The sequence below is a fragment of the Halotalea alkalilenta DSM 17697 genome, assembly GCF_000621205.1.
In the GTDB taxonomy this organism is placed as follows: domain Bacteria; phylum Pseudomonadota; class Gammaproteobacteria; order Pseudomonadales; family Halomonadaceae; genus Halotalea; species Halotalea alkalilenta.
Map to the genome: position 1 here is coordinate 1 of NZ_JHYY01000048.1, position 9900 is coordinate 9900.

The following is a 9900-nucleotide window of genomic DNA, read 5'->3' on the forward strand; positions in this document are numbered from 1 at the left end:
TCTTGCCCTTGGCCTCGAGCTGGGTCTCGAGCTCGAAGTGCTTGTCGAAGTGGTTTTCGATCGCGGCCTTGGCGGAGTGGGTGACCAGCACGATCTCCTTGATGCCGGCGGCGACGGCCTCCTCGACGACGTACTGGATCACCGGCTTGTCGACGATGGTGATCATCTCTTTGGGGATCGCCTTGGAGGCGGGCAGGCAGCGGGTGCCGAAACCTGCAACGGGAAGGACTGCTTTGCGAATCATCGGCGTTATCTCTCTTTGGTCTCGATCTGGAGAATTCACTGCCCACCGGCGCCGCAAGCGCGTCACCGGTGGTCTTTCGAGCTTGCGCCTAGAGGCGCCGTTCAGGGCTTCAGTGCGTCCGGGGTCTGGTTCCAGTAGTTGCCCATCCAACGCTCCGAGGTCAGGTCATAAAGACTGTAGGCGCGGCCCAGCCGTGCGCCGCCGTCGCGGATCAGCGGCTGCCAGGCGAGGCCAACCTGGTTGCGGCTCGACTTGACGAAGAAGGCGTCGAGCGGAATCGTCACGTAGATGCCCTTGTCGAAGCTGCCTTCGCCATAGTCGTCTCCGGCGTCGGTTCTGGTCGCCCAGGCGCCCAGGCGCACGCCGGAGGCGAACTGGCGGGACAAATCGAGCGTCGCCCCGACGTCGCCGGCGAGGTAGCGGCCGACGCTGAGCTTGGCCAGCACGTCCTCGAACCCGGTCTCCCAGTAGCCGGTGATATGGCCCGTCCATACATCGTAGTCGCGCGTGCCGAAGCCACCGTCGAAATCGCGCTGCTTGACCCAGTTGAGATCCATGCCGAAGGCCAGCGGTGTATTGAACGGCCGATACATCAGCTCGCCCCCGGCGCCGGAGTACATTGTCTCGAGCAGCCCGCCGTAGGCCATCGCGTACCAGTCATCGCCGAGCTGAGCGGTGCGGGTGTACTGCAGGTTGCGTACCGAGAAGTCCGATTCCTGTACGTAGCGGTCGATATCGCTACGTACCCGAGGCAGACGGCTGGAAGTGCTGTATTCCGCACGATCGTAATTGTCGAACAGATTGTAGGCGACCAGGCCGGAGAACCAGCCATTGCGATCGGTGCGGTAGCTGGCGGCCAGGTTGGCGGTGACCTGGTAAAGATAGCCATCCGGGCCGCCGACGTTCTGCTGAAGCCCCGGACCGATATCGTAGTTGAAGCGAGGGTAGCTCGGCTCGTCGAGCACCTCGCCCTTGGCCGGCCGGCCGGTCGCCGCCAGCGAGTAGATCGAGTGGCGATAGTCGATGTTGGCGTCTTCGCTCGCCACGGCATCGACGAACGCCTGGCGTGGCTGGACGTCCTCACGGATCGCCACGCCTTCGGAGTACCAGCGATAACGAAAGGTAGTGATATCGCGGCCGGCGGCGTTGTGCAGGATGCGGTTGGCCCGCCCCTCGGCCTCTGGCATCGAGCGGTAGGTGGTCGGCTCGCCTTCGACCAGCAGGGTATTGCCCTGCTCGACTACCCGGTAGACCTTGATCCCCGCGTTGGCGGCAAGCTGGCGACGAACCTCGCTCCAATCCTCGGTGTGCGTCACCGGCGGCTCATCCTCGAGCGGAACCGGTTCCGGGTCGAACTTGATCTGCGCCAGCCCGCCGAGGTTGGCGCTCAGCGTCACCCCAGCCATCAGCGTATTGCCGCGCTGGTAGCCGACGTTCAGCGCCAGGTTGTCGTTGACGTGGTAGCGCGCGCCGATGTTCACCCTAGAGTCGCGTGGCTGATTATTGTTTGGCAATGAGGAGTTGGGGTTGGGCTCGTTCTGGTAGTCGTTGCCCTCGTACTCGAGCTGCAGCACCAGTGGGTCCCAGGGGGTCTGGTACTCGATCCCGCCGAACAGTGCCACGTCGCCACGGAACAGCTGGTCGAGATTGAAATCGCCCGCGCTGGTGCTCTCGCGGCCTGGGCGATTATCGAAGCGGTCGCTGGCCCAGCCGAACGGGCTGGAGAAATCCCCGCTGTTGCCCAAATACCCCCAGCCCATGCCGAGGGTGAAATCGAAGTCGTACCAGCGCTTGCTCGCGACCAGGTACTCGGCCGAGAACAGCCCGGTACCGCCGATATCCCTTGCGCCGACGGCGAGTGCCGGCCAGTAGCGGCTTTCATCGCTCAGCTTGAGCTTGATGTCGAAGCCGCGGTCGAGATAGTTGCGGTCCCTGGCGACAGCGCCGTAGGAGCGATTCTCGATCTCGGTATAGCGGAAGCCCGCTTCCATCCAACTTGTAGGCTGGAAGCTGAAGTTGTAGCGACGATAGGGGCTGGCGCGGCTATAGGTGAAGGCTGCGTTGCCCAGCGGGGCGAAGCGGGCGGTTGGGGTCTGCATCAGGCCGACGCCGCCGAAGTCGCTCTGCGAGCTGCCGAGATTGTCCTGCTTGGGGAGATCCTGCTGGGCTTGGGCGGCGCAGCTCATCGCCAGCATTACCCCAGCCATTGGGGGCAGCAGTGGCCGCCGCCTAGCGAGGATGGCGCGCACCGCGCAGGCCAAGCGCGTACGTACCGGGCGCGGGGGCGACATCGTGGTGGCGCGGACGGAGTGAGGGGTATTCACGGCTGGCTCACTCCCTGTACTGGGGCGCTGGGGGCGAATTGAGTGCACTGATCACCTGGCAGTCGGCTGGCGAGAAACCAGGGGAGTACCGCATTGACCCAGTCTCCGGATGCACTGTTGGCTTGAATCTCCACCACCAGCCGCGCGCCCGGTGCGAGCGGGGCATTCTGTGCATTCCACGAGGCGATACCGAGGCGTACGGTATCGCCGCTGGGGGACACCAGGCTTGCCGTGTCGCTGCTGGCATAGGCTTCGCTCCCCAGCGCTTTCAACGCGCTCATTACAGTCATCCCCGGGTGCCAGGCAAGGCGAGTGACGCCGTTGAAACTCCACACTTCAACCCACTCAGGTGCGCTGCAGTAGCCGAATTGGGCAATTTCTTCGAGCGGTACGTTGAGCCGGGGCCGGTTGAGCAGCATTGGCAAATCAGCACGCCCCGGGGTGCGGCGAGGTTCGGCACCGCTTTCGAGCAGTGCCTCGCGCCACGCCAGCATCGCCCGGCTCTCGGCAGGGCTGCCCTGTATCAGGCGCTGGGTCGCGATCACCTGCAGCTCCTCGGGCAGGCGGTTGGCGTAGGTGGAAATCCTTTCGCTATCGCGACTGCGCAGAATGAAGGCATAACCCCAGTCGATATCCTGCTGCTGCGCGGCGGCGAGCCAGGCATCCCGCAGGGTCGGGGCCGGGGTAGCGTCGCTTGGCTGGGCGAAAGCTTGATGCCAAGGGGTGATCGCTGCGGCGAGCAGCAGCGGCAGGGTGCAAGTGCGAAGCAGTGAGCTTAGACGTGTCATTGTTGGAGAGTATCTCGGCGCAGTCGGTGGCATCGTCTTGAAGGCTCGTCGAGTCATCCAGCGAGAATCAGCTGCCCTGATCGGGTACGGGCGGCACTTGGGCCGGCCACCAAGGGCGGGCGATACGCCATTCGAATCGTTCGCCACCCGGGCGCGGGGTCTCGGTGGCAGCCCAGATCCGCATATCCCCTGGGTCGCGCCAGAACACGTTGCGGGTGCGGCCATCGCGCCCCCAATCCACCGTCTCGATGCAGCGCTGCAGCATACGTGTGGTGAGGCTGAGCGCCACGGCCTGAGTGGCGGTGTCGCACTGCAGCGTGGCGGCACCGACGGCTGAGTGACGCACGCTGTCCTGTTGTTGCCACTGGGCGGTCAAGCGGTAGCGCTGCGGGGTAGTGGCGGCATTTTGCCATGGCAGCTCGGCGCTCGCTTCTTGGTCCTCGACCTTGACGCCGAGCAGATCTTGCTCGAAGCCTGAAGTCGCATCGAGCCGGCCTTCCCTGAGCACGACGGTGGCGCGGTCGCGCGCCTGCCAGTAGGTATCGCTGCCGCGGCGGTAAGCCATCACCATTAGCGATTGGTTGCCACCGGTGGAGACTTCAAGCGATGCATAGGGGATGCGCTCGGCATCCGTCGCGACATCGCCGCCGCCGCTGACGATAGCGCCGAGAGAAGCGCCGAGCGGAGAAGTGTCGCCGGTACTGCAGCCGCTGAGCCAAGTGGCCGCTGCGCAGAACAAGGCCGCCCGAAGGCGGCCCGTCATCGACATTGAGGAAGTCGAATCCTTCGGCATCAAAAGGTACCAGTAGTGCCGGTAGTGCCAGTGGTGCCAGAGGTGCCGCTGCCGCCGGAAGAATCAGCGACGATGCCGACCGCGACCGCGGCGAGCGTAGCGCCGCCGATGATCTGTGCGGTGGAGTAGGTCGGCGCGGCGGTGCCGGCTTCGGCCCCGGGGGGCAGATCCTGGGCCACCGCAGCTGCGGAGACGCCCATACCGGCGATCGCCAAGGTGGCGAGGGTTTTCTTCATCATCAACGTTCTCCTTGAGTGTGATGGAGGAACCTAAATGCGCGACGCGAATCGGCCCAACCCTTGGGACGTTTCGGTCACACACTGGGCCAGTATAGGTAAATCCCTCGTGGCCCGATATTAAATTCGTCCCGCGCCAGAACGCAATCGTTGCCATGTAGATTGGCGACGAAACTTGGTGAGCGTTTGTTACTCAAGCACGCACGAGCTCACCTGATGTCTCACTGATGTGCATTCTCATCTCTCTGTTTGTAACTTTTATTAAGTCGATACGACTTAAGTCAAGCGCAAAAAGCGAAATATGAGCCTTAAAGGGGCTAGTCAAGGCGACTTCTAGCAGGAGGGGGCGCGCCGAATCGACAGTAGTTAGCGCCTTTTCAATGGTCAAATATTTCCTTAAGGTAGTCGGCGAAGCGTCCCATAGCGGATTGATTCGGTTGCAAGAACGCAACAGAAGATCCCCATGTCAACGCTAGGCGTCCTTGAACCGAGCTTGTACACTCGGCTACCAATGGCCCAGTCCGCTGCCAGTATAGGGCTGGGTCCGATTCAGGGCTGCATTCGCCACTCGCGTCCTTCATCCGCCCGGTCCGGGTGGACAGAAGTGATGGGTTACTTGTCGCTCGGCTTGGGATATGCCGCTTCAATCCCCGGGCGGTAGCGTGCCTGGCTTTTGGCGGCCTAGCGCCCCGATTTCGCCTACCTTTGTCTCTTCCACGCTTGTATAGTCCCTCTCAAGCACTAAAAGGTTCTCTCCTGTCTGCGAGAGGGGGGGCGTCACGCACATCGATTACTGAATGGATTTCGCTTGATGACTGGATCGCTCGCCCGCTGGTGCCTTTGCCTAGCCTTCATCCCTCCTGTCGCGGGTTGTGCTTTCGCACCCGGCGGCAATATGACCTACAGCACAGATAGTGCCCCTATCGATGATTTGGTCGATGTGGAGCCAATTACATTGGGACTGGTTCGGACGCAAGCTCAACAAGCAAAAGCTACGCGTGCTCAGTTTGATCGTGCTGTTCTAAAAGCGAGTGAACACGAACCTCCTTATGAGTACCGTATTGGTGCTGGGGATATTCTCTATGTGGTGGTCTATGAACATCCTGAACTAACCAACCCAGCCGGGACTGATAATAATAATGTTAGCCAGCAAGGAAATGTCGTTCATGCTGATGGAACTGTTTATTATCCTTATATAGGCACTATCGATGTTGCTAACAGAACAGTTCAAGAAGTTCGTAATGAGATTCAACGCCGGCTAGCTGACTATGTAGCTTCTCCACAGGTTGATGTGCGTGTTTTACAATATAGATCGCAGAAACTATATGTCACTGGACAAGTAACAGAATCAGGTGTTCAATCTATTACAGATGTGCCATTAACAATCCTTGATGCGATTTCTGCTGCCGGCGGATTTAATGAATTTGCAGATTGGCATAATGTTACGCTGACCCATAAAGGAGAAGATATAAAAATAAACGTTTATGACATGTTGGCTGGTGGTGATTTAGGTCAAAATAGGGTTCTAGAAGATGGTGATGTACTCCATGTACCTGACATTGGCAATCAAAAAGTATATGTAATGGGTGAAGTGGGAGATGCTCGTGCTATATCTATGGGTAATTCTCAGTACTCCTTAACTGATGCATTAGCGCAAAGTGGCGGAATTAATGAGGCTAGTGCTGATGCGACCGGAATTTTTGTCATTCGTCAAGCGCCAGAGTCTAGTGACAAATTGGCAACAGTCTATCAGCTTAATGCCCGAAATAGTGCCGCATTAATGTTGGGTAATCAATTTATGCTCCAACCAACCGATATAGTATATGTTACTACTACAGAGCTTGGTCGCTGGAACAGAACAATTAGTTTACTACTTCCTTCAGTAACTTCCATATACCAAGTTACTCGTACGGCTAATGAAGCTGACGACTTGAGAAATAGGAATTAACTTTAATCATCTTCATTTTAGTACGTGTAAAAGGTTGAGGAGTTAGAAGCTATGAAGCAAGAAATAACATCATCTCAAAATGGGTTAACTGAGGCTAAAAATGTAAATAATGATATTGATATAGGGCAGCTATTAGGAACTTTGATTGATTCTAAATGGCTTATACTTAGCTGTGCAGGGATATTTTTTGCCATAGGTCTAGCTTATGTGACTATAGTTACCCCTATTTATCAGGCTGATGCATTAGTTCAAGTTGAGCAGCCTGGGTTTTTTAGCAATCCCATGCAAGATGTCAGCCGAATGTTAGGTCAAGAGGCCCCGTCAAATGATACAGAAATACAAATTTTACAATCACGTTTAGTGCTCGGACAGACGGTCAGGCAGTTAGGATTAGATACGATTGTTGAGCCGCATAGATTTTTTTTGTTGGGCAATTTTTTGACGAGAAATGGATTCGAGCGACCGAGCTTTGCCGAAAGTAGTGTATGGGCAAATGAGTTTATAAATATTGGCGAGTTTATTGTAGATTCAGCTTATTTTGGTGAAAAATTCACAATCCAAAAAATAAATAATGAAACATATAAATTAAGTTTGAACGATCAATTGCTAGGGAATGGAATAATTGGTGAAGATGAAGTTTTTTTAGATGGGCAGGTGAGGCTAAGAATAGCTGAACTTCACGCTGGCGATAAAGCAAAATTTGACCTCACGAAAATTTCTGAGCTTTCGGCGATTAATGGCTTGAGAAATAATTATTCCGTTACTGCTCAGGGAAGAGAAAGTAATGTTCTTAAGATTACTGTGAATGATCCAGATAGCCAACGAGCACAACAGATTGCTCAATACATAAGTCAAAATTATTTACAACAAAATATTCAAAGATCTAGTGCGGAAGCAGAGCAAAGTTTAAATTTTTTGCAACAACAGGCCCCCGAAGTACGAGCTGAACTAACAGCGGCTGAGGACATATTGAATGCGTATAGAACGCAGCAGGATAGTGTAGACCTTTCTCTAGAAACTCAATCAGTGCTGCAACGTGTTGTAAATCTTGATTCTCAACTTAATGAACTTGAATTTGCTGAGGCAGATATATCCAGAAGATTCACACCGAGTCATCCCACATATGCGGCCTTACTACAGAAAAAAAGCCAGTTACTTCAAGAAAGGGGAAATCTTAATAGAGAAATAAATAGTTTGCCCGAAACGCAGCAGCAAATTCTGCGCATGCAACGCGATGTAGAAGTAAATCAGCAAGTTTATGTACAGCTGTTAAATAAAATACAAGAAACAAATATTGCAAGAGCAAGCACAGTAGGAAATGTTCGCATTTTAGATACGGCTGTATCTCAACCAAATGCAGTCGCCCCAAAAAAATTACTAATCCTTTCAGCAATGCTGGCTCTGGGAGCGTTATTAGGAATCGCTAGTGCCTTTATCAAGCGTCATCTTCGAAAAGGAGTCGAGTCGCCTGAGCAAATAGAAGAAATAGGTTTGCCAGTATATTCAACAATCCCGCTTTCAGAAGAACAGATCAAGCTAACCAAACGAGTTCGTCATAAAGGAAGTGCGGTAACAAATTTAGTTACTAGTGATCTTTTGGCAGAGAAAAAGCCTTCGGACTTATCTATAGAAGCACTTCGAAATTTAAGAACGAGCTTGCATTATGCAATGATTGAAGCGAAAAATAATATATTAATGATAACCGGACCAAGTCCTGGTATTGGGAAGAGTTTTGTCTGTTCGAATTTGGCTGGAGTATGTGCTCAGGGCGACCAAAAGGTATTATTAATTGATGCTGATATGAGGAAAGGTTATATACATCATACTTTTAGGCTGAAGTCAGATATAGGCTTATCTAGCTATTTGTCAAAACAGACCAATTTGATTGATGTCATTCAAAACACATCAGTTCAAAATTTAGATGTAATTACACGTGGCAGTGTGCCTCCGAATCCATCGGAATTGTTAATGCAGGAAAAATTTTCAAGCATGTTGGTTGAATTGGAAAAAGTCTATGATTTAATTATCATAGATACTCCTCCAGTTCTTGCAGTAACTGATCCAATGATTATTGGGAAAAATGTTGGTACTGTGCTTATGGTTATTAGGTTTCAATATAATCCAATCAAAGAAATTGAGTTCGCTCAAAAAAGGCTGGAGAATGCAGGAGTGATTCTAAAAGGCACTATTTTAAATGCTATTGAAAGGAACGCAGCCGCAACATATGGATATGGCTATTACAATTACAGCTATAAATAACATCTAAAGGATTTTTATAGCAAATTACTGTTTGCCTTATTAACAAAGGCTCTTTCAAGTTATCGCTATAGCATTTAATGATTCCCATAGCAACGGAAGAGTCTATTAAATATATAAATATGCTTTATTTGTGGGGGTTTTATCTTGATGAGCGAATTTAATTTCTATAGGTTATACCTGAGCCGCATAAATTAGAGAATTGGATATCATGTACAATATAGATATTTAATGCTGTTGCGACAAATGAAAATATCATATATTACAAGAATCTTATATAAAAGCATGGAAAATTATTCTTGTATGGTATTGCTTACTCCTACTTTGAGTTCCTAAATGGAATTTTAAGTATATATGCGACCAGGGCGCTGGAGGGCTTCAGTGCAGCGCTCAACAGCTTGCCGCTGATGGTGCGTCAGAGCATGATCTACGACCATCGCGCGGCAGGCGAAGATCACCCAGCAGGCCGGGGGCGTGATTTTATTTCTGTGAACAGCACCGCCTCCTGGCAGCGCGGCAGCAAGCGGATGGCCGTCCCTTCAATATCAACGGACTGATTCGCCAGTATCTGCCCAAGGGCACGGACTTGCCGATGTATAGCCAGGAGACTTTGGATGTCATCGCCTTGCAGCTGAATATCTGCCCGCGCAAATACTTCATCTTCAAATGCCCGATCGAAGTGATGGGCGAAGTGATGCAAGACGCCATGGCTATGCGACATGATGTGTCCACTTCAATTCAATAACCGTTTTGCACTCAGGTCCTGCAACCGCTACTTATATTAATCGTTGATCTTTTAGGTTTTGTACGAAAAGTCGGTTCTGCCAATTTTACCTATGCTGCAACTGCATAGGTGAGGTATGACAGGGCGCTACGAACTATCACCCCCGGGACAATCCGGGATGAGGTTTTCGATGCATCTTGCGCTCCGCAATGACCGGCTTCATCTGGTGTCGGTCGCAGTAGCAGCGCAATTCATCGCTGTCGTAGCCCCTGTCTGCTACGACATAGCGGCAGCGCTTTCGGGGCCGGCCCACGTTTCCCGGTAGGCGAATCGTTTCCATCGTGGGAATGAAATGACGAGAGTCGGCGTCATGACCGGGTGACAAGGTAAAGGCCAGTGGCCATCCATGCCGGTCGCAGACCAGATGAATCTTGGTGGTCAAGCCTCCCCGGCTGCGGCCCAGCGCATGGTCTACCGGTTCGTCCGACCCCCCTTTTTACCGCCTCCCGAGGCGGCTCGAGTCGCACGAACGGCCGTGGAATCGATCATCCAGGTGTCCAGGTCCATCAAGCCATCCTCACGAAGCT

7 protein-coding genes and 2 pseudogenes are annotated in these 9900 nt (G+C 53.1%); 3 read left to right on the forward strand and 6 right to left on the reverse strand.

The features are described from left to right. The 5 genes from Q376_RS22020 to Q376_RS0109135 form a co-directional block, all read right to left on the reverse strand. The coding region (locus tag Q376_RS22020) for a sugar phosphate nucleotidyltransferase (protein ID WP_043447100.1) at nucleotides 1–244 on the reverse strand (244 nt) is incomplete at its 3' end. Nucleotides 245–345: 101 nt separating this feature from the next. Beyond that, complete coding sequence (locus Q376_RS0109120) at nucleotides 346–2568, reverse strand: YjbH domain-containing protein (protein ID WP_245598931.1); 2223 nt, start codon at nucleotides 2566–2568, stop codon at nucleotides 346–348. Further along, entirely contained in the window at nucleotides 2565–3356 is a 792-nt protein-coding gene (locus Q376_RS0109125; protein WP_027350058.1) for a capsule biosynthesis GfcC family protein, read from the reverse strand. The genes Q376_RS0109120 and Q376_RS0109125 overlap by 4 nt, the downstream gene beginning before the upstream one ends. A 67-nt stretch (nucleotides 3357–3423) precedes the next feature. Continuing rightward, nucleotides 3424–4125, reverse strand: coding sequence for a YjbF family lipoprotein (locus Q376_RS22025; RefSeq protein ID WP_052365103.1), 702 nt, complete (start codon nucleotides 4123–4125; stop codon nucleotides 3424–3426). A gap of 23 nt (nucleotides 4126–4148) precedes the next feature. Then, on the reverse strand, nucleotides 4149–4388 hold the full coding sequence (locus tag Q376_RS0109135) for a hypothetical protein (RefSeq protein WP_043447107.1): 240 nt from the start codon (nucleotides 4386–4388) through the stop codon (nucleotides 4149–4151). Between the two features lie 808 nt (nucleotides 4389–5196). Here Q376_RS0109135 and Q376_RS24275 point away from each other — a divergent pair. The 3 genes and pseudogenes from Q376_RS24275 to Q376_RS25360 form a co-directional block, all read left to right on the forward strand. Then, the gene (locus Q376_RS24275; protein ID WP_081803472.1) at nucleotides 5197–6333 is read left to right on the forward strand and encodes a polysaccharide export protein; all 1137 of its coding nucleotides are present in this window, start codon (nucleotides 5197–5199) and stop codon (nucleotides 6331–6333) included. Between the two features lie 51 nt (nucleotides 6334–6384). Next, entirely contained in the window at nucleotides 6385–8592 is a 2208-nt protein-coding gene (locus Q376_RS24280; protein ID WP_155834244.1) for a polysaccharide biosynthesis tyrosine autokinase, read from the forward strand. A 353-nt stretch (nucleotides 8593–8945) separates the two neighbouring features. Beyond that, nucleotides 8946–9334 (forward strand): annotated as a pseudogene (locus Q376_RS25360) (IS30 family transposase); the annotation flags it as partial. A gap of 142 nt (nucleotides 9335–9476) precedes the next feature. Here the strand turns inward: Q376_RS25360 and Q376_RS24290 are convergent. After that, nucleotides 9477–9900: pseudogene (locus Q376_RS24290) on the reverse strand (transposase); the annotation flags it as partial.